This window comes from Streptomyces sp. NPDC059534, from assembly GCF_042743475.1.
Classification (GTDB): domain Bacteria; phylum Actinomycetota; class Actinomycetes; order Streptomycetales; family Streptomycetaceae; genus Streptomyces.
Genome location: NZ_JBHWAQ010000007.1, coordinates 306762 through 325426 on the forward strand (window position 1 = coordinate 306762; position 18665 = coordinate 325426).

General features: G+C 73.2%; 16 protein-coding genes. 5 read left to right on the forward strand and 11 right to left on the reverse strand.

Annotation, left to right across the window (positions count from 1 at the left end):
- Positions 1-262: 262 nt before the first annotated feature.
- A complete protein-coding gene (gene pdxH / locus ACFVZH_RS12165; RefSeq protein ID WP_384895962.1) occupies positions 263-889 on the reverse strand; it encodes a pyridoxamine 5'-phosphate oxidase in 627 nt (208 codons plus the stop codon).
- A gap of 221 nt (positions 890-1110) precedes the next feature.
- Here pdxH and ACFVZH_RS12170 point away from each other — a divergent pair, with 221 nt between their 5' ends.
- Entirely contained in the window at positions 1111-2211 is a 1101-nt protein-coding gene (locus ACFVZH_RS12170) for a citrate synthase 2 (protein WP_384895906.1), read from the forward strand.
- A gap of 106 nt (positions 2212-2317) precedes the next feature.
- Here ACFVZH_RS12170 and ACFVZH_RS12175 read toward each other — a convergent pair whose 3' ends face one another.
- Complete coding sequence (locus tag ACFVZH_RS12175; protein WP_384895908.1) at positions 2318-3403, reverse strand: isopenicillin N synthase family dioxygenase; 1086 nt, start codon at positions 3401-3403, stop codon at positions 2318-2320.
- A gap of 383 nt (positions 3404-3786) precedes the next feature.
- On the opposite strand from ACFVZH_RS12175, the gene ACFVZH_RS12180 reads away from it, so the two are divergent.
- The gene (locus tag ACFVZH_RS12180) at positions 3787-4821 is read left to right on the forward strand and encodes a M4 family metallopeptidase (protein ID WP_384895910.1); all 1035 of its coding nucleotides are present in this window, start codon (positions 3787-3789) and stop codon (positions 4819-4821) included.
- An 87-nt stretch (positions 4822-4908) separates the two neighbouring features.
- Here the strand turns inward: ACFVZH_RS12180 and ACFVZH_RS12185 are convergent, their stop codons facing one another.
- The 3 genes from ACFVZH_RS12185 to ACFVZH_RS12195 are packed head-to-tail and all read right to left on the reverse strand — an operon-like array spanning position 4909 to position 7801.
- The gene (locus tag ACFVZH_RS12185) at positions 4909-5508 is read right to left on the reverse strand and encodes a TetR/AcrR family transcriptional regulator (protein ID WP_384895912.1); all 600 of its coding nucleotides are present in this window, start codon (positions 5506-5508) and stop codon (positions 4909-4911) included.
- Positions 5496-6218, reverse strand: a complete 723-nt coding sequence (locus tag ACFVZH_RS12190; protein WP_384895914.1) for an enoyl-CoA hydratase family protein — start codon at positions 6216-6218, stop codon at positions 5496-5498. Before ACFVZH_RS12190 ends, ACFVZH_RS12185 begins: the two co-directional genes overlap by 13 nt.
- A complete protein-coding gene (locus ACFVZH_RS12195; RefSeq protein WP_384895916.1) occupies positions 6215-7801 on the reverse strand; it encodes an AMP-binding protein in 1587 nt (528 codons plus the stop codon). The genes ACFVZH_RS12190 and ACFVZH_RS12195 overlap by 4 nt, the downstream gene beginning before the upstream one ends.
- 384 nt (positions 7802-8185) lie before the next feature.
- Between ACFVZH_RS12195 and ACFVZH_RS12200 the strand changes: the two genes are divergently transcribed.
- Genes ACFVZH_RS12200 through ACFVZH_RS12210 form a run of 3 tightly spaced genes read left to right on the forward strand, consistent with a single transcriptional unit; the run spans position 8186 to position 10332 of the window.
- Positions 8186-9331 (forward strand): glycosyltransferase, encoded by a 1146-nt coding sequence (locus ACFVZH_RS12200; RefSeq protein ID WP_384895918.1) that lies wholly within the window; start codon positions 8186-8188, stop codon positions 9329-9331.
- Positions 9322-9498, forward strand: coding sequence for a hypothetical protein (locus ACFVZH_RS12205; RefSeq protein WP_384895920.1), 177 nt, complete (start codon positions 9322-9324; stop codon positions 9496-9498). The genes ACFVZH_RS12200 and ACFVZH_RS12205 overlap by 10 nt, the downstream gene beginning before the upstream one ends.
- Positions 9499-9507: 9 nt before the next feature.
- Positions 9508-10332 (forward strand): sporulation protein, encoded by an 825-nt coding sequence (locus ACFVZH_RS12210; protein WP_384895922.1) that lies wholly within the window; start codon positions 9508-9510, stop codon positions 10330-10332.
- Positions 10333-10388: 56 nt separating this feature from the next.
- On the opposite strand, the gene ACFVZH_RS12215 is transcribed toward ACFVZH_RS12210, so the two are convergent.
- The 6 genes from ACFVZH_RS12215 to ACFVZH_RS12240 all read right to left on the reverse strand — a co-directional run bounded on the left by ACFVZH_RS12215 (position 10389) and on the right by ACFVZH_RS12240 (position 18404).
- Positions 10389-11006 carry an excalibur calcium-binding domain-containing protein gene (locus ACFVZH_RS12215; protein WP_384895924.1) on the reverse strand — a complete coding sequence of 206 codons (618 nt, stop codon included), beginning with the start codon at positions 11004-11006 and terminating at the stop codon, positions 10389-10391.
- Positions 11007-11239: 233 nt separating this feature from the next.
- A complete protein-coding gene (locus ACFVZH_RS12220; RefSeq protein ID WP_384895926.1) occupies positions 11240-12373 on the reverse strand; it encodes an acyl-CoA dehydrogenase family protein in 1134 nt (377 codons plus the stop codon).
- Positions 12370-14253: an acetyl/propionyl/methylcrotonyl-CoA carboxylase subunit alpha gene (locus ACFVZH_RS12225; protein ID WP_384895928.1), complete on the reverse strand. Its 1884-nt coding sequence runs from the start codon at positions 14251-14253 to the stop codon at positions 12370-12372. The genes ACFVZH_RS12220 and ACFVZH_RS12225 overlap by 4 nt, the downstream gene beginning before the upstream one ends.
- A gap of 10 nt (positions 14254-14263) precedes the next feature.
- Positions 14264-15862 (reverse strand): acyl-CoA carboxylase subunit beta, encoded by a 1599-nt coding sequence (locus tag ACFVZH_RS12230; RefSeq protein WP_384895930.1) that lies wholly within the window; start codon positions 15860-15862, stop codon positions 14264-14266.
- Entirely contained in the window at positions 15859-17619 is a 1761-nt protein-coding gene (locus ACFVZH_RS12235) for an acyclic terpene utilization AtuA family protein (protein WP_384895932.1), read from the reverse strand. The genes ACFVZH_RS12230 and ACFVZH_RS12235 overlap by 4 nt, the downstream gene beginning before the upstream one ends.
- Complete coding sequence (locus ACFVZH_RS12240) at positions 17616-18404, reverse strand: TIGR03084 family metal-binding protein (RefSeq protein ID WP_384895934.1); 789 nt, start codon at positions 18402-18404, stop codon at positions 17616-17618. The genes ACFVZH_RS12235 and ACFVZH_RS12240 overlap by 4 nt, the downstream gene beginning before the upstream one ends.
- Positions 18405-18665 lie beyond the last annotated feature (261 nt).

The following is an 18665-nucleotide window of genomic DNA, read 5'->3' on the forward strand; positions in this document are numbered from 1 at the left end:
GAGGCGCGTGGGGGCGCTTCCTAGGGTGTGGGTACACGCGAAAGGAGGTGATCCGAAAACATGATTTCTTTTCGGACTCGTGAGGTGACTGCGGGCTAGGGCCTGCCAGTCGCACTCTGTGCACCTCGGCAGGTCCTCTGCCGAACACCACCGCAGTCACCCGACCCGTGAGTCGCCGGCAGTCCGGCCGGCAGGCTCCGTCCGAACCTAGGCGGACGGTGCCAAGACTCACGGGTCGTCTGCGTTCCCGGGGCCCGTGGGGTCAGGGGGCGAGGCGTTCCACGTGCCAGGTCTCGCCGTCGCGGACGTAGCGGAGGCGGTCGTGGAGGCGGTTCTCGTGGCCTTGCCAGAATTCGACGGTGTCGGGGACGACGCGGATGCCGCCCCATTCGGGCGGGACGGGGACCTGCTCGTGGGCGGGATAGCGGGCGGCGAGCTCGTCGTAGCGGGCGAGGAGGTCCGCGCGGGAGGGGATGACGGTGGACTGGGGGCTGGCCCAGGCGCCGAGCTGGGAGCCGTGGGGGCGGGTGCGGAAGTAGGCGACCGTCTCGTCACGGCCGGTGCGGACGGCGCGGCCGGTGACGATGACCTGGCGGGCGAGGGGGTGCCAGGGGAAGAGGAGCGAGGCGTGGGGGTTGGCCGCCAGTTCCTCGCCCTTGCGGGAGCCGTAGTTGGTGAAGAAGACGAAGCCGGCGTCGTCGTAGTGCTTGAGGAGGACCGTCCGGGAGGACGGGCGGCCGTCGGGGGTCGCGGTGGAGACGATCATCGCGTTCGGCTCGTGGATCGCCGGATTGGCGGCGGTCTCCTTGAACCAGCGGGTGAACTGCGCGATCGGCTCGGGCGCGAGGTCGGCCGCGGAGAGCTCCGTGGTGCGGTACTGCTCGCGCATGTCGGCGGGGTCCAGAGCGTCGGTCACAGGGTCATCCTGCCGCAGCGGCGCAGTCTGCCCGGCACCACGTGGCCCTAATCCTTTGTCGCCGGGTCGGCGCAGTGTGCCGGATGTCACCTTTCCCCGCATCATCGAAACCGTACAGACTCTTTCGCTGGATGACTGTTGAGTCCCCCCATCGATCGCACGTTTGATCGATCATCGATTAGAGGAGCCGCCTGATGTCCGACTTCGTACCCGGGCTTGAGGGAGTCGTCGCGTTCGAGACGGAGATCGCCGAGCCCGACAAGGAAGGCGGCGCGCTGCGCTACCGCGGGGTCGACATCGAGGATCTCGTCGGTCACGTGTCGTTCGGGAACGTCTGGGGCCTGCTCGTCGACGGCGCGTTCAACCCGGGCCTGCCGGCCGCCGAGCCGTTCCCGATCCCGGTGCACTCCGGTGACATCCGGGTCGACGTGCAGTCGGCGCTGGCGATGCTGGCGCCGGTGTGGGGCCTGAAGCCGCTGCTGGACATCTCCGCCGAGCAGGCCCGCGACGACCTGGCCCGCGCGGCCGTGATGGCGCTGTCGTACGTGGCGCAGTCGGCGCGCGGCCAGGGCCAGCCGATGGTGCCGCAGGGCGAGATCGACAAGGCCGAGTCCGTCGTCGAGCGGTTCATGATCCGCTGGCGCGGCGAGCCGGACCCGAAGCACGTCAAGGCCGTCGACGCGTACTGGACGTCGGCCGCCGAGCACGGCATGAACGCGTCCACGTTCACCGCCCGCGTCATCGCCTCGACCGGTGCCGACGTGGCGGCCGCGCTGTCGGGCGCCGTGGGCGCCATGTCGGGCCCGCTGCACGGCGGCGCGCCCTCCCGGGTCCTCGGCATGGTCGAGGAGATCGAGCGGACCGGCGACGCGACGGCGTACGTGAAGCAGGCCCTCGACAAGGGCGAGCGCCTGATGGGCTTCGGGCACCGCGTCTACCGCGCCGAGGACCCCCGCGCGCGCGTGCTGCGCCGTACCGCCCGCGAGCTGGCCGCGCCGCGTTTCGAGGTCGCGGAGGCGCTGGAGAAGGCCGCTCTGGAGGAGCTGCACAACCGGCGTCCGGACCGGATCCTGGCGACGAACGTGGAGTTCTGGGCGGCGATCGTGCTGGACTTCGCCGAGGTCCCGGCGCACATGTTCACGTCGATGTTCAGCTGTGCCCGGACGGCCGGCTGGTCGGCGCACATCCTGGAGCAGAAGCGCACCGGGCGGCTGGTGCGTCCGTCGGCCCGTTACACGGGTCCCGGCCGTCGGGACCCGCGCGAGATCGAGGGGTACGGGGACATCGCGGGCTGATCCCGCCCGCCGCCACCTGCCACGACGACGGCCCGACCCGCACAGTCAGGGCCGTCGCCGCGCGGGCGGCGCGCAAGGGCCGCGAGCCCGATCGGCAAGGCGCCGCCTAGGCCGACAGCGCCGGCTGGGCCTCCGGGTGGAGCAGGAGGTCCGCGTGGTGGCGGGCCGCCACCAGCGGGTGGGCGCGGAGCTTGCCCTTCAGCTCGTTGCGGCCGTACTCGGCGAAGAGCGGGTTGGCCGGGTCGGCGGTGACGCCGGGGGCCCGGTCCGCGTACGGGAAGTCGAGCGGGGCGATCCGGGCGTCGAGCCGCGGGTTGTAGAAGAACGGGACGGAGTAGCGCTCCGTGGCCCCGGGCGGGGAGACGACCCGGTGGTTGGTCGCGACGAGGTAGCCGTTCGTGGCGACTTCGAGGAGTTCCCCCAGGTTGACGACGAAGGCGCCGGGCAGCGGCGGCACGTCGTGGAACGCGCCGTCCTCGCGCTGGACCTGGAGGCCGCCGACCTGGTCCTGGAGCAGCAGGGTGAGGAAGCCGTAGTCCTTGTGGGCGCCGACGCCCTGGCCGTCGCCCTCGCCGCTGCTGCCGGGGTAGCGCACCAGCTTGAGGTGCGGGTGGGCGCGGGGGCCGAAGATGTCGTCGTAGAAGTCCACGGGCGCGCCGATGGAGGCGAGCAGTTCGTGCAGGAGGCGCTCGGCGACGCCGCTGAGGCGGTCGATCCAGTGCAGGGCGGCGGTGCGCAGCTCGGGGAGGGCGGCGGGCCACTGGTTGGGGCCTTCGAGCCACCAGTAGGGGGCTTCCCAGGGGGCGGGGGTGCGCGCGGGGCGCTCGGCGCCGATGTCGAGCTGGTCGCGCCAGTCGCGGGCGCCGGCGGTGCGCTCGTCGCCGATGCGGGTGTAGCCGCGGAAGTGCGGCGAGTTGATGTTGTCGATGGCGAGCCGGTCGGCCTCGGGCAGCGCGAAGAAGGCGCGCATGGCGGAGGTGAGGGCCCGGGTCTCGGCATCGGTCACGCCGTGTCCGACGAGCTGGAAGAAGCCGACGTCGTGGGCGGCGGAGTGGAGCTGGGCGTGGAGGAGCTTGCGCGCCTGGGGGCCGCGGTCGGCGGCGGCGAGGTCGACGATGGGGAGCTGGGAGGCGTACGAGCCACCGGTCTGCGGGGTGCGGGTCCGGGGCGGGGAGTACGAGCTGTGCGTCATGGGTTGCGTCCGCGGGGTCTACGGGTGCCCGGGGCGGCCGCCTGAGGGTGGGGCGGGGGCCACGGGTGCCGGTCGGCTGGGGGCTCTGACGAGGGGACCCGGGGGCGGGGGGCGTGGTGTGGTGCCCCGGTGCCGTGAGGGTCAGGCGGAGCGGCGACAGCTCATGCTCGTGACGCGGACGAAGTCCACGTGGCGACGGCGTACGAGCGTAGGCATGCGAACAGAGTACTGCGGCGGGGCGCGGAGGGATGTGGTCCGGGTCACGTCGCCGGCGTGGGGTCGGGGGGCTGTTCAAAGGGCCGGGGGTGCGCGAAGATCGCCGCCACGCGTGTTGAGTACACGCCAACCTTTCGGTCGCAGCAGCCCAACGCAGGAGGATGTCCATGACCCGCCGCACCCCTCGTGGCCTGGTCGCCGCGGTCGCCGTCGCCGGCACGGCCGCCGTCGCCCTGCTCCCGTCCCCGGGCGCCGTCGCCGCCGCGCCGCCCCAGGCCCGGGTCTTCATGGTGAACCCGGTCCAGTCCTCGGGCGACCAGTCCCTCGCGGACCACAAGGACGCGGCGGGCGACGTCCCGGCCTCCGCGTACGCCTCCGTCGCCCTGCGCAACCTGGACGCGAGCGGCGGCCTGTCGGGGCGGTGGGCGGCGGTCCGCTCCGAGACGGGCAAGCCCGCGCTGGTCGCCGACGCCGGTTCGTACAACCGGTCCGACGACGGTTTCGAGCAGGTCATGGCGTACTTCTGGGTCAACGAGGCGCAGGAGTACCTCCAGGGTCTCGGTTTCGGCAGCGAGCTGCCGGGTGCGAACGACCGGGTCCAGCCGGTCCGGCTCAACCAGTGGGGCGCCGACAACTCCTTCTTCACCGACAAGAAGGGCGAGATCCGCTTCGGCAAGGGCGGTGTGGACGACGCCGAGGACGCCGAGGTGATCGTCCACGAGTACGGCCACGCCGTGCACGACGCCCAGGTGCCCGGCTTCGGCTCCTCCCCGGAGGCCGGGGCGATCGGCGAGGCGTTCGGCGACTACCTGGCGGTGGCCGTGGGCACGCACGCGGTCGCGAAGTACGGCTGGCCGATGAAGGCCGACCAGGCGTGCGTCGGCGACTGGGACTCGACCGGGTACAGCGCGGCCCCGCACTGCCTGCGCCGGGTCGACGGCACGAAGACGTACGCGGACGTGGAGGGCGAGGTCCACGCCGACGGCGAGATCTGGTCCCGGGCCCTGTTCGACATCCGGGGCAGGCTCGGCGCCCGTACGGCGGACCGGATCATCGTGAACGCCCAGTTCGGCTTCGCCGCGGACACCAGCTTCCGGGACGCGGCGCTGACGACGGTCGCGACCGCGCGGAAGATGTACGGCACGGCCGCGGCGGACGCGGTGCGCGACGCCTTCCGGGCGCGCGCGATCCCGGGCGTCTGACCGGCGGCCCGCCCGGGCCCGTACCCCCTGGGGGGTGTCCTGCCGCTCGTCGGGCTCGCGAGCCCGGCCCTGCCGGCAGGACACCCCTTACGTGCTGAGCGCCTCTTCCACCAGCCGCGCCCACTGGGACACCACGCGTTCCCGGCGGGCGCGGTCGTCCGTGAGGAGGGTGGCGAGGCCCAGGCCGCGGGCCATGTCGAGGAGGCCCTGGACGGTCTCGCGGACGCCGGGGCGGGACTCGTCGGCGCCGAGCAGCTCGACCGCGATGCGGTGCGACTCGCGGCCGACGCGGGCCTCCAGCTCGGTGACGCGGGCGCGGAGCTGCTCCTCGTCGGCGGCGGCCACCCAGAGGTGCAGCGCGGCCCGGAAGAGGGGGCCGGTGTAGAGGTCGACGAGGGCCGCGACGGCGTCCTTGCGGTCGCGGGAGGGCAGGTCGCGCAGGGCGTGGGACCGTTCCTCGGCGACGTACTCGACTGCGGCGGTGAACAGGTCCTCGCGGGTCGGGAAGTGGTGCTGGGCGGCGCCCCGGGAGACGCCCGCCCGTTCGGCGACGACGGCGACCGTGGAACCCGCCCAGCCGTGCTCGGCCAGGCAGGCCACGGCCGCTTCCAGGAGCCGCTGCCGGGTGGCGCGGCTCCTGTCCTGCTTGGGGTTCCGGTCCGGCTTGGGTGCGGTCAGAGCCGCCATGCGGGGTCCCGTCGTTCGAGGAAGGCCGTCATCCCTTCGCGTGCCTCGGCGGAGGCGAAGAGCGTGGCCGACCTCTGGACCAGGTCCTCCGCGTCGCGTTCGAAGGTTTCCAGGACTCTAGCGGTGACCAGTCGTTTCGCCTCCCGCAGGCCCTGCGGGGAGCCCGCGCGCAGGGCGTCGAGGACGGCGCCGAGCTCGGTGTCGCGGGTGGTCACCAGGCCCATGGCGATCGCCTCGGGGACACCGAACCGCTCGCCGGTCAGGTAGTACCGGGCGGCGGCGCGCGGTTCCAGCCTGGGGAGCAGGGTCAGGGAGATGACGGCGGGCGCGACGCCGATGCGCACCTCGGTGAGGGCGAAGTCGGCCGCGTCGGCGGCGACGACGACGTCGCAGGCGCCGAGCAGGCCGAGGCCGCCGGCGCGGGCGTGGCCGGTGACGTGGCCGACGACGGGTTTCGGCAGTTCGACGATCTGGCGGAGCAGGTCGACGAAGGCGTACGGGCTCGGGGGTGCCTTCAGGTCGGCGCCGGCGCTGAAGGTGGTGCCGGTGTGGGTGAGGACGACGGCGCGGACGGCGAGGTCCTTGCCGCAGGCGGTGAGCGCGTCGGCGAGTTCGGCGACGAGGGGGGCGGAGAGGGCGTTGCGGGTGTCGGGGGAGTTCAGGGCGAGGGTGGTGATGCCCCGTTCCTCGGTGGTGGTCACCAGGGTCATGCGCGGTCCCTCAACTCTCTGCGGAGGATCTTCCCGGACGCTGCCCGGGGGACGGTGTCGATGAACTCCACGGCGCGGACCTTCTTGTACGGGGAGACGCGCGCGGCGACGTGCGCGAGGACCTCCGCGGCGGTGAGTCCGGGGGCGGTGGGCTGGCGTACGACGAACGCCTTGGGGATCTCGGTGCCGTCGGTGCCGATGACGCCGATGACGGCGGCGTCGGCGATGCCCTCGTGGGTGAGGAGGAGGGCTTCGAGTTCGGCGGGGGCGACCTGGAAGCCCTTGTACTTGATCAGTTCCTTGACCCGGTCGACGACGTGGAGCCAGCCGTCCTCGTCGACGCGTCCGATGTCGCCGGTGTGCACCCAGCCGTCGGCGTCGATCATGGCGGCGGTGGCGTCGGGCAGGCCCAGGTATCCCTTCATGACCTGGGGTCCCCGGATGGCGACCTCGCCGTCCTCGCCGGGTGCCGCGTCCTTCGCCGGGTCGTCGAGGGACAGGATGCGCATCTCGGTGGAGGGCAGCAGCCGGCCGACGGTCCCGGGCGGGGGGTTCTCGGCGTCGAGCGGGACGACGTGGGTGGCCGGGGACAGCTCGGTCATCCCGTACGCCTGGCGGACCGGCGGGAGCCCGAGCCGGTCGGAGCACGCCGCGGCGAGGGCCGCGTCGAGCGGGGCGGCGGCGCTGACGATGTACTCCAGGGACGACAGGTCGTAGTCGGCGACGGCCGGGTGCTTGGCGAGGGCGAGGACGATCGGCGGGGCCACGTAGAGGCCGTTGATGCGGTGGTTCTGGATGGCGCCGAGGAAGGTGTCGAGCTCGAAGCGGGGCAGGACGACCACGGTGGCGCCCCGGCGCAGGGGTGCGTTCATGAGGGCCGTGAGCCCGTAGATGTGGAAGAAGGGGAGGACCGCGAGGATCCGGTCGCCGGGTCCCATGGGGACGAACGGGTCCAGCTGGGCGAGGTTCGTGGCGATGGACGTGTGGGTGAGCATGACGCCCTTGGGGACGCCGGTGGTGCCGGAGGAGTACGGGAGGGCGGCGACGTCCTCGTCGGGGTCGACGGCGTGGTCCGGGACGGGTCCGGTGCAGGCGAGGAAGGACTGCAGCGACCGCACGCCCTCGCCTTCGGGCGCCTGGTCGCAGACGAATATCTCCTCGACGCCGCCCGCGAGTTCGGCCGCCGCGCGGGCGGAGGCGAGCAGCGGCGAGACGGTGACGATCCAGCGGGCCGAGGAGTCGCGGAGCTGCTTGGCGAACTCCTCGGGCGTGGCCAGCGGGTGGACGGTGGTGACGGCCGCGCCGGCCCGGGTGGCGGCGTAGAAGGCGATCGGGAAGAGCACGGTGTTGGGGCTGTGCAGGGCGAGGACGTCGCCCTTGCGGAGTCCCGCCTCGGCGAGGCCGGCGGCGACGAGCCGGTGGAAGGCGTCGACCTGGCCGTACGTGAGGGTCAGCGCCTCGGCGCCGCCGGTGCCGTCGATCAGGGCGGGGGTGTCGCCGTACTCCGCGGCGCCGCCGAGTACGGCGTCGTGGATGGGCAGGGAGACGGTGGGAACGTCCTCGTACGCGCTGTGGAACACCATGGAAGACCCCCGGTAGAGGTGGAAGGTGTGCGCCAGGATCGCTGGTACCGGTGCGACTTGGGGAGACCCTGTCAGGACCGCGAAGAACAATCAAGCACGCATGCATGATTTTGGGGGCATGATGCGGCGCGGTGAACGCGGGACGAAAGGTTCCGGACGCCGGACCCGGCCGGGCTTCCGAAATCGCCCCTTCCTCCCCACTCCGAACTCCCCAGCGCATCAGGGAAGTTGCCGGAGAAAGAACTCCGTATGACCCTACGGCGCTGCATACCCGGACAGGTCCGGACCAAGCAACCCCGTTGTGTGATCATGAGTTCTGCCGGCGAACCAGGTGCACAGCGTCGTGTGCCGGCCTTTCGATCCACGACCAACTGGAGCCTCCTCATGGCGACTTCGGCCTTGACCACCCACCTCGCGACCTCCCCGCGAACACCCCTCCACGGCCAGGCCCGCCACGACACCGTCGTCGTGATCCCGGCCCGTGACGAGGAGGCGGGAATCCTCGCCTCCCTGGAATCCCTCGCCGCCCAGACCCGCCGGCCCGACCTCATCGTGGTCGTCGTCAACAACTCGACGGACGGCACGGAACAGGCCGCCCTCGACTTCGCCGCGCGGCCCGGCACCCCGCCGACGCGCGTCCTGGACCTCCCCGACAACCCGCACAAGAAGGCCGGCGCCCTCAACCACGCGCTCGCCCGGCTCGGCGCCGAGACCGGACGGCTCGACGCCACCGCGCGGTACGTCCTCGTCATGGACGCCGACACCAGCCTCCACCCCGGCTTCGTCGAACGCGCCCGCCACGTCATGGAGTCCGACCCGACCCTCGGCGGCGTCAGCGCCACCTGCTACGGCAGGACCGGGCTGTGGCGGAACCCCTGGCAGCGCTTCCTGACCGGCATGCAGATCATCGAGTACGGCCGGTACGCCCACACCAGGGCCCGCAGCGGCGTCCACACCATGGCCGGCGCCGGCTCCTTCTACCGCGCCGCCGCCCTCCAGGAACTGATCGACGCCCGCGACGAGGTCTTCTGGCAGCACAGCGGCAACCTCGTCGAGGACTACGAGACCACGCTCGCGCTGAAGGAGGCGGGCTGGCGCGTGACCGCCAACCAGTACGTCGTCGCCTACACGGACTTGATGCCCCGCCTCGGCGACCTCGTCCGCCAGCGGGAACGCTGGGTCCGCGGCACCCTCGACATCATGCGCCGGCGCGGCTGGACCCAGCACACCCGGCTCTCCATCGTCCAGTACGTGCTCGGCCTGCTCGGCTTCGCCTACAGCTTCGGCTGGATGGCCGTCTGGGTGAGCCAGGTCGTGGAGAGCGGCGGCGCCGCCGGTGATCCGCTGTGGCTGATCATCCTGCTCGCCTCGTCCCTCTTCTCCGCCCTCCGCGTCGCCCCACTGGGCTGGAAGGCCATGCTGACCTGCGCCCTCCTCCTGCCCGAGCTGGTGTTCCAGCTCATCCGCACCTACTGGATGGGCACCTCCCTGTGGCGCTCCTACACCGCGAGGACCGCCACATGGGCCTGACCGGCACCCTCTCCGACCTCGGCCCCTTCGCCCTCGCGGGCCTCGCCGTCAGCCTCTCCATCCTCCTCTTCAGCCTCGCCTGCTACCTCGCCGCCTTCCCCCGCCGCCGCCGCGACGCACGCGCGGTACGGGGCTCCGACTCCCGGAGGGTGACACCGACCGATTAGCCTGCGCGCATGGTCTTCAAGCGTCTTCTGGGCAGGGGCGGGATACCGCTCGAAATCGACACGATCGTGCAATCCGAGCCGGCGCGGCCCGGGGGCCTGCTCACCGGTGAGGTCGTGGTGCGCGCCCCCGAACGGGACATCGAAGTGGGCTCCGTGACGCTGCGACTGACCGCGAACGCGCCCCTGTTCCACAAGGGCGACGGCGACGGCGAGCAGGAGGGCGACCGGTTCGACTACGTCAGCGCGAGCGGCTACTTCACCCTGAAGAAGGGCGGGGAGAGGCGCATACACTTCCGGCACCGCGTCAAGTGGGAGACCCCGCTCTCCGAGCTCGACGGGCAGGAGCTCAAGGGCGCCCTGCTGACCCTGCACACCGAGGTCGACGCCGAGGGCATCAAGTCCCAGACCGACAACGACGTCGTCCGCGTCACCGGAACCCCCCTGCACCAGGCGGTGTTCGACGCCTTCTCCGCCGCGGGCTACGACTGCGACACCTCCCGGATCTTCACGGGGACGATCCCCCGCACCGAGTACCACGTCTACGCGGTCCAGGGCTTCCTCCTCACCGACCGGACGCACGACGGACAGCGCCCTCGGGAACTGGAACTGACCTTCCACGCCAACGCCGTCGGAGCCGAGATCTTCCTCCGCGCCTCCTCCCTCCGGACGAAGTACTGGAAGGAGAAGTCCCCCGCCCTGCGCTACGTCGCCGCCCACCACGACGTCGGCCACACCGACTTCGAGGCGGCGGCCCTCCGCTGGATCTCCGAGGTCACGGCCCTGGGCGACGCCCCCGGCTGGTGCCCCGAGGGCGAGGACGACAAGCAGAGCTGACGCCGGGGACAGCGCGGGCCGCCCCCGGACGGGGGCGGCCCGAAATCCGGCGCGGGTCAGCGTTCGCAGGCCACGCCGTCGCCGTCGCGGTCGAGGTGGCTGTCGTAGCCGGGGTCGCCGATGCGGATGGGGGCGGCGCCGGCGGCGCGGACGGCCGTGCAGTTGGCGTAGTAGACGTTCGACTCGTCGGCGGTCGCGGTGGGTTCGGCGGTCTCGGGCTGGCGGTTCGACGGACGCGCCGCCGGGGTGCGGCTCTTCGTGGGGGTGGGCTCCGGCGCCTTGGTCGTCGGCGCCTCGGTCGTCGGTTCCGCGGTCGGTTCGGGCGTCGCGGTCGGGGACTCGGTCGTGGGGGTCGCCGACGGGGTGGGCTCGGTGGTGGCCCCGGCCGTCGGGGTGGGCGTCGGGGAGACCGGGGCGGTGGACGAGGTCGCCGGCTTCGGGTCGGTGCCGCCGGTGTCCTTCGGCGGGTCGCTGAGGGCGAACAGGAGGAACCACAGGCCGGAGAGGACGGTCGCGACGATCTTCTTCGTCCGGCTCCACCTGCTGGTCCAGGTCAGGACTATCCCGGCGGGGGGAAGGATCACCAGAAGGCTGATGATCAGGGCGGGATGCTGCCACCAGCGGCGCGGGGCCGGCAGCGGGGCGGGCTGGTAGGGGTGGGGCGGCGCATACACGTGTAGCTCCCGAAGTGCTGTGAGGCGGCTGTACGGCCGCTGTGAAGTGACCGGGATCGTACACAGGATGTTCACAACCGGTACCCACCTGTGCGGAATCGACTCCGCACTGTGTCGGAAGCAGGGCGAGCGACGCGGGCCCGGCAGGCGGTGGACTTCGAGGCGAAGGCCCGGCAGTGGATCGACGGCCTCCGGGCGCTGCCCGAGAAGGCCGTCGACGACCGGGAGCGGGTTCAGTACGACTTGGGGAGCCCCAGGGTGTGGCTCGACACGTAGTTGAGGATCATCTCGCGGCTGACCGGCGCGATCCGGGCCACGCGGGCCGCGGTGACGAGCCGGGCGAGGCCGAACTCGCGGGTGAGGCCGTTGCCGCCGAGGGTGTGGACGGAGGTGTCGACGGCCCGGACGCACGCCTCCGCCGCCGCGTACTTGGCCATGTTGGCGGCCTCGCCCGCGCCGATGTCGTCGCCGGCGTCGTAGAGCCGGGCCGCCTTCTGCATCATCAGGCGGGCGAGTTCGAGCTCGATGTGGGCCTGGGCCAGCGGGTGGGCGATGGCCTGGTGGGAGCCGATGGGGGCCTTCCAGACCTGGCGCTCCTTGGCGTAGGCGACCGCCCGTTCCAGGGCGTGGCGGCCCATGCCGATCGCGAACGCGGCGGTCATGATCCGCTCGGGGTTGAGGCCCGCGAAGAGCTGGAGGAGGCCCGCGTCCTCGTCGCCGACGAGGGCGTCCGCCGGGAGGTGGACGTCGTCGAGGGTGAGCTCGAACTGCTTCTCGTCGGCGTCGAGTTCCATCTCGATGTGCCGGCGGCCGAAGCCGGGGGCGTCGCGCGGGACGATGAAGAGGCAGGGCTTGAGGTTGCCCGTGCGGGCGTCGGAGGCACGGCTGACGATGAGCGTGGCGTCGGCGATGTCGACGCCGGAGACGAAGACCTTGCGCCCGTTCAGGACCCAGCCGTCCTCGGAGCGGGTGGCGGTGGTGGTGATCCGGTGCGAGTTGGAGCCCGCGTCGGGCTCGGTGATGCCGAAGGCCATCGTGCGGGTGCCGTCGGCGAGGCCGGGGAGCCAGGCCCGCTTCTGCTCGTCCGTGCCGAAGCGGGCGATCACGGTGCCGCAGATGGCGGGCGAGACGACCATCATCAGGAGCGGGGCCCCGGCGGCGCCGGCCTCCTCCAGGACGATGGACAGTTCGGCGATGCCGCCGCCCCCGCCGCCGTACTCCTCGGGGAGGTTCACGCCCAGGTAGCCGAGTTTCCCGGCCTCCGCCCACAGGGCGGCCCGGTCGAAGCCGGGGCCGTGGCGCCGGCCGAGGGCGGAGACGGCGGCCCGGAGTTCGGTGTGTTCCTGCGGCTCGATGTCGGTGCTCATACGGGGTCTTCCTCCAGTGCCTCGGTCTGTACGACGGCGAGCAGGGCACCGACCTCGACCTGGCGGCCGGGGGCGGCGTGGAGCGCGGTGAGCGTGCCGGAGGCGGGAGCGGTGACGCGGTGCTCCATCTTCATGGCCTCCAGCCAGAGCAGGGGCTGCCCGGCGGTGACCCGGTCGCCGACGGCGAGGCCGTCCGCGACCCGGACGACGGTGCCGGGCATGGGGGCGAGCAGGGAGCCGGGGGCGGTCTGTTCGCTGGGGTCGGTGAAGCGGGGGTGGGCGGTGAGCCGGTGGGGGCCGGCGTGGACGGTGCCGTCGCCGTAGGTGTCGACGGTGAAGTCGCGTACGACGCCGTCGACTTCGAGCCGTACGAGGTCGGGCGCCGCGGACACGACCCGCACTCCGGCGGGGGCGGTGACCTCGTATCCGCCGCCGCGCGTCGGCCGGTAGCGAACCTCGTGCTCCCCGTACGTCCTCGTCTCGTCCTGCGAGCGGAGGTTGCGCCAGCCGCCGCCGAAGCGGCCCGTGCCGGCGGCCGCCGCGGCGAGTGCGGCGGCGACCGCGGCGTGCGCCTCGCCCGCCGGCGCGGTGGTCAGCTCGGGCAGGTTCCGCTCGTAGAAGCCGGTGTCGAGGGCTTCCGGGTCGGTGTACTCGGGGTGGCGGAGCGAGGCGACGAGCAGGTCCCGGTTGGTGACCGGGCCGTGGACGCGGGTCCGCGCCAGGGTGTGGGCGAGCTTGCGGGCCGCTTCGGCGCGGGTGGGGGCGTGGACGATCACCTTGGCGAGCATCGGGTCGTAGTGGACACCGACGGCGTCCCCGGAGACGTATCCGGTGTCGACCCGCACGCGGCCCTCCGCCGGGACGTCGAAGCGGTGCAGGACGCCCGTCTGCGGCGCCCATTCCCGCGCCGGGTCCTCCGCGTAGAGGCGGGCCTCGATCGCGTGGCCGCGGAGGGCCGGGGGTTCGGGCGGAAGGGCCCGGCCCTCGGCGACGGCGAGCTGGAGGGCGACGAGGTCGACCCCGTGGACCTCCTCGGTGACCGGGTGCTCGACCTGGAGGCGGGTGTTCATCTCCAGGAAGTACGCCCGACCGTCGGCGACGAGGAACTCGACCGTGCCCGCGCCGGTGTAGCCGACGGCCTTCGCCGCGCGGACGGCCGTGTCGAGCAGGGACGCCTCCAGGGCGGCCGGCAGGCCGGGCGCCGGGGCCTCCTCGACGACCTTCTGGTGGCGGCGCTGGAGCGAGCAGTCGCGGGTGCCGAGCGCCCAGACGGTGCCGTGGGTGTCGCAGAGGAGCTGTACCTCGACGTGCCGCCCGTTCTCCACGTACGGCTCGACGAAGACCTCGCCGTCCCCGAAGGCGCTCGCGGCCTCCGCCGAGGCGGCCCGCAACGCGTCCTCCAGCGCGTCCAGTTCGCGGACGACGCGCATGCCGCGGCCGCCGCCGCCCGCCGCCGCCTTCACCAGGACGGGCAGGTCGGCCTCGGTGACCTCGGTCAGCGGCCGGACGCCGAGGAGCTCCTTGGCGCGGGTCTTGGACGCCATCGCCTCGATGGCCTCGGGCGGCGGGCCGATCCAGAGCAGGCCGGCGTCGGTCACCGCCCGCGCGAAGCCGGCGTTCTCGGAGAGGAAGCCGTAGCCGGGGTGGACGGCGTCGGCGCCCGCCGCGAGCGCCGCCTTCACCACCAGGTCGCCGCGCAGGTACGTCTCCGAGGGCGCTGCGCCCGGCAGGCGTACCGCCGTGTCGGCCTCCCGGACGTGCAGGGCGCCGGCGTCCGCGTCGGAGTACACGGCGACGGTGGAGATGCCCAGCTCACGGCAGGTGCGGAAGACACGGCAGGCGATCTCGCCCCGGTTCGCGACCAGTACGGTCGAAATCATCTGAGGTGCCTCACATTCGGAAGACGCCGAAGCCGCCGCGCGCGCCCTCGACCGGTGCCGTGTGGATCGCGGAGAGGCACAGCCCGAGGACCGTGCGGGTGTCGCGGGGGTCGATGACCCCGTCGTCGTAGAGGCGGCCGGACAGGAACATCGGCAGGGACTCGGACTCGATCTGTGCCTCGACGAGGGCGCGGAGCCCGGCGTCGGCCTCGTCGTCGTACGGCTGCCCCTTCGCGGCGGCGGAGGCGCGCGCCACGATGGAGAGGACGCCGGCGAGCTGCTGCGGGCCCATGACGGCGGATTTCGCGCTGGGCCAGGCGAAGAGGAACCTCGGGTCGTAGGCCCGGCCGCACATGCCGTAGTGGCCGGCGCCGTAGCTGGCGCCCATGAGGACGGAGAGGTGGGGGACGCGGGAGTTGGAGACCGCGTTGATCATCATGGCGCCGTGCTTGATGATGCCGCCCTGCTCGTACTCCTTGCCGACCATGTAGCCGGTGGTGTTGTGGAGGAAGACGAGCGGGATGTCCCGCTGGTTGGCGAGCTGGATGAACTGGGCGGCCTTCTGCGACTCGGCGGAGAAGAGGACACCCTGCGCGTTGGCGAGGACGCCGACGGGGTAGCCGTGCAGGCTCGCCCAGCCCGTCACCAGCGACGGCCCGTACAGCGGCTTGAACTCGTCGAAGTCGGAGCCGTCGACGATCCGGGCGATCACCTCGCGCGGATCGAAGGGGGTCTTGAGGTCGCCGGGGACGATCCCGAGCAGCTCGTCCTCGTCGTACTTCGGCGGCGCGGCGGGCAGCGGGTCGGGGTGCGCCTTGCGGTGGTTGAGGCGGGCGACGATCCGGCGGGCCTGGCGCAGGGCGTCGGCCTCGTCGACGGCGTAGTGGTCGGCGAGCCCGGAGGTGCGGGCGTGCATCGCGGCGCCGCCGAGGGACTCGTCGTCGCTCTCCTCCCCCGTCGCCATCTTCACCAGGGGCGGGCCGCCGAGGAAGACCTTCGACCGCTCCTTGATCATCACGGTGTGGTCGGACATGCCGGGGACGTAGGCGCCGCCGGCCGTCGAGTTGCCGAAGACGACCGCGACGGTCGGGATGCCCGCGGCGGAGAGCCGGGTGAGGTCCCGGAAGAGCGCCCCGCCGGGGATGAAGATCTCCTTCTGCGAAGGGAGGTCGGCGCCGCCGGACTCGACGAGGGAGACGACGGGCAGCCGGTTGGCGAACGCGATCTCGTTGGCCCTCAGGGCCTTCTTCAGCGTCCACGGGTTGGAGGCGCCGCCGCGCACGGTCGGGTCGTTGGCGGTGATGAGGCACTCGACGCCCTCGACGACCCCGATGCCGGTGATCAGCGAGGCGCCCACGGTGTAGTCGCTGCCCCAGGCGGCGAGCGGCGACAGCTCCAGGAACGGGCTGTCGGGGTCGAGGAGCAGTTCGATCCGCTCGCGGGCGAGCATCTTGCCGCGCTTGCGGTGCCGGGCCGTGTACTTCTCGCCGCCGCCCGCGAGGGCCTTGGCGTGCTCGGCCTCCAGGGCGGTCAGCTTGTCCAGCATGGCGGCCCGGTGGGCCGCGTAGTCGGGTCCGCCGGTGTCGAGGGCGGAGGCGAGGACGGTCACAGGGGTCCCTCCGTCGGGCGTTCCGGTACGGCGGTCACAGCGGGTCCTCCGGTACGTCGGTGCTCCGGTACGGCGCTCAGCAGGTCCTCCGGTACGTCGAGTTCGCGGGAGCGGAGCCACTCGCCGAGGGCCTTGGCCTGGGGGTCGAAGCGGGCCTGGGAGGCCACGCCCTCGCCGAGGATCCCGGCGACGGTGAAGTTGAGGGCCCGCAGGTTCGGCAGGACGTGCCGGGTGACGGCCGACTCCGCCGTCTCGGGGAGGAGTTCGCGGAAGCGCTCGACGGTGAGGGTGTGGGCCAGCCAGCGCCACTCCGCCTCCGTGCGGACCCAGACGCCGACGTTGGCGTCACCGCCCTTGTCGCCGCTGCGGGCCCCGGCGATCCGGCCGAGGGGCGCCCTCAGGGTGGGCCCCGGGGCGGGCGGCGGCGGAAGTTCCGGCGCGGGTACGGGCGCCAGGTCGAGGGTCCGCTCCGGTACGGGGACCTCCCGGCGGGTCCCGTCGGGGAGGACCGCGGTGTGCGGGACCTCGACGGCGGGCACGTACGCGGCCTCGAAGACGCCGTACGGGGCGCCCTTGCCGGGCGGGGCGGTCACGTGGAAGCCGGGGTAGCTGGCGAGGGCCAGCTCGATGGCGGCGCCGGTGAGGGCCCGGCCGACGGGCTCCGGGGCGGGGTCGCGGACGACGAGGCGGAGCAGGGCGCTCGCGGTCTCCTCGGTGGGGGCGTCCGGCCGGTCGGTGCGGGACAGCTCCCACCGCACGGACGCGGGCCGGGAGCCCGTCAGCGCGTCCTCGACCTGGTCGCGCACCAGCCGCGCCTTGGCGTCGATGTCGAGGCCCGTGAGGACGAACACGACCTCGTTGCGGAAGCCGCCGAGCCTGCTGCGGCCGACCTTGAGCGCCGGTGGCGGCGCCTCCCCCCGGACACCGTCGATCCGGACCCGGTCGGGACCCTCCTGGGTGAGCCGTACGGTGTCGAGCCGGGCGGTCGCGTCGGGTCCGGCGTAGCGGGCGCCCGCGGTCTCGTAGAGGAGCTGGGCGGTGACCGTGCCGATGTCGACGAGGCCGCCGGTGCCGGGGTGCTTGGTGACGACGCACGAACCGTCGGCGTGGATCTCGGCGAGGGGGAAGCCGGGGCGGCGCAGGAGCTTCGGGTCGTGGCCGGCGAAGAAGGCGTAGTTGCCGCCGGTGGCCTGGGTGCCGCACTCCAGGACGTGCCCGGCGACCACCGCCCCCGCCAGCTTGTCGTACTCCTCCGGGCCCCAGCCGAACCGCCACTGCGCGGGCCCGGTGACGAGGGCGGCGTCGGTGACCCGGCCGGTGACGACGACATCGGCGCCGGCCGTGAGACAGGCGGCGATCCCGGCGCCGCCGAGGTAGGCGTTCGACGTCAGCGCGCCGTCCGGCGGGGTGAGCCGGTCGCCCTCGACGTGGGCGACGCGGGTCGGCAGGCCGAGCTTCGCGGCGAGCGCGCGGAGCGCGTCGGCGAGCCCGGCCGGGTTCAGGCCGCCCGCGTTGGCGACGATCCGCACGCCCCGCTCGTGGGCGAGGCCGAGGCCCTCCTCCATCTGGCGGAGGAACGTTCTGGCGTACCCGGCCGCCGGGTCCTTCAGCTGGTCGCGGCCGAGGATGAGCATGGTCAGTTCGGCGAGGTAGTCGCCGGTGAGGACGTCGAGTTCGCCGCCGGTGAGCATCTCGCGCACGGCGTCGAAGCGGTCGCCGTAGAAGCCGGAGGCGTTGCCGATGCGCAGCACCGTCACGCCTCCCGGGGTGCGCGGCCGTCGCCGGCCGGGCCCGCGAACGCCTGCGCGATGCCGAGCCACGTCTCGGCGTCGGCCCCGTCCGCGACCAGGGCGGTGTCGGCGCGGTGGACGCGCTGGGTGACGAGGAGGCAGAAGTCGAGGGCCGGGCCGGTGACCCGCTGCGTCGCGTCCTCGGGTCCGTACGTCCACGACTCGCCGCCGGGCGCCGTCAGTTCGACGCGGAACGGTGCGGCGGGCGCCGGGACGCCCCGGACCAGGTAGGCGTAGTCGCGGGCCCGTACGCCGATCCAGGCGACGTGCCGGAGCCGGGCGGTGGGCCGCCGGACGACCCCGAGGGCGTCGGCGACGTCCTGGCCGTGCGCCCAGGTCTCCATCAGCCGGGCCGTGGCCATCGCGGGCGCGCTCATCGGCGGCCCGTACCAGGGAAACCGGACACCGGGTGCCACCGCGCGCAGGGCGTCCTGGAGGAGCTCCCGGCCCTCCCGCCAGCGGCCGAGCAGCTCGGCGGGCGCTGCCTTCGCGCCCTCCTCCGCCCCCTCGTCGACGAACCGGTCGGGCGCCGCGAGCGCCTTCCCGGCCTCGACGGCGAACGCGTCCGGGTCGGTCGCGGCGAGGAGGGCCGCGCGGTCGGTCCACGCGAGATGCGCGATCTGATGGGCGATCGTCCAGCCGGGCGCAGGGGTCGGCGCACCCCACTGCTCCTCGCTCAACTCGCCTACCAGCACGTCGAGTTCTTCACTCTCGTCGCGCAGGTCGTCGAGGACGACGACGGGGTCGGACACGGTGCGCTCCCCTCGGGGACGGGCGTTCACGGGCCTTCGCGAGGAGCATGGCAGCGACACCAGAAACAATCAAGCGTGCTTGCTTTACTTTTCACGACGGCCGGGGGGCGGGAGCCGGCCGGGGGACGGAGGTCCTGCGGGGGGGGGTGGCCCGGGGCCGGGGGTGGAAGCCCTGCGCCGGGGACCGGGGACCGGGGACCGGGGCCCGGAGCCGAGGGCCCAGGCCGAGGCCGGGGCCGGGGGCCCGAGGCCGGGGTGCTC